This window comes from Parapusillimonas granuli, from assembly GCF_013416525.1.
Taxonomy (GTDB): Bacteria; Pseudomonadota; Gammaproteobacteria; order Burkholderiales; family Burkholderiaceae_B; genus Parapusillimonas; species Parapusillimonas granuli.
Window position 1 is genome coordinate 1 of record NZ_JACCEM010000039.1, and the last position, 532, is coordinate 532.

Consider the following 532-nt stretch of genomic DNA (forward strand, 5'->3'; position numbering starts at 1 on the left):
CCGAGTTTGACGAATACCCAGATCCCCCGATTATGGGGAAGAGCCCGCTAACGCCTTATAAACACTAGAGATTTTAAGCTGGTGCCGGGGCCGGAATCGAACCGGCACGCACGCCTTGCGGCGGGGGCTTTTGAGTTCGCGAGTTAGGGGGCCTTTATAAGGAAGCCGGGGGCAAACGAGTGTAGGCTGAAAAGAATAAAAGTAATTATTAATCAAATGGTTATGGTGTTTTAACGAAATTCAATAGAACTGGTCAGTGTACCTGTACTGTACCGAAATAGGGTGCAGAGGTACAGTTCGGTACAGTGGGTCTGACAAATGTCTCTTGGTAGTTGTAGCTTCCAATAGATCAGTGGCAGATCAATCAATCGTCCGCTACACGCAACATCAGCAGGAGAATAGCATCAGAAGCAGACAGACCCATCGCCTCAAGTGCGGCGGTGGCACGTTCCTTGGTATCGGTATCGATCCGAGCGCGGACATAAGAATCAGCAGTGCTCATGGAGCATCCCCTATAGATCGTTTTCAGGGA

The 532-nt window shown here is 49.8% G+C and carries 1 protein-coding gene; it reads right to left on the reverse strand.

The window, feature by feature from the left end; all coding sequences use genetic code 11:
* Positions 1-364: 364 nt before the first annotated feature.
* A complete protein-coding gene (locus tag H0A72_RS21960) occupies positions 365-502 on the reverse strand; it encodes a type II toxin-antitoxin system RelB/DinJ family antitoxin (protein ID WP_180033213.1) in 138 nt (45 codons plus the stop codon).
* Between the last annotated feature and the right edge of the window lie 30 nt (positions 503-532).

Excerpts from the sequence above, each read along its gene's own strand:
- H0A72_RS21960 (WP_180033213.1), bottom strand. The coding sequence starts at position 502 with ATGAGCACTGCTGATTCTTATGTCCGCGCTCGGATCGATACCGATACC.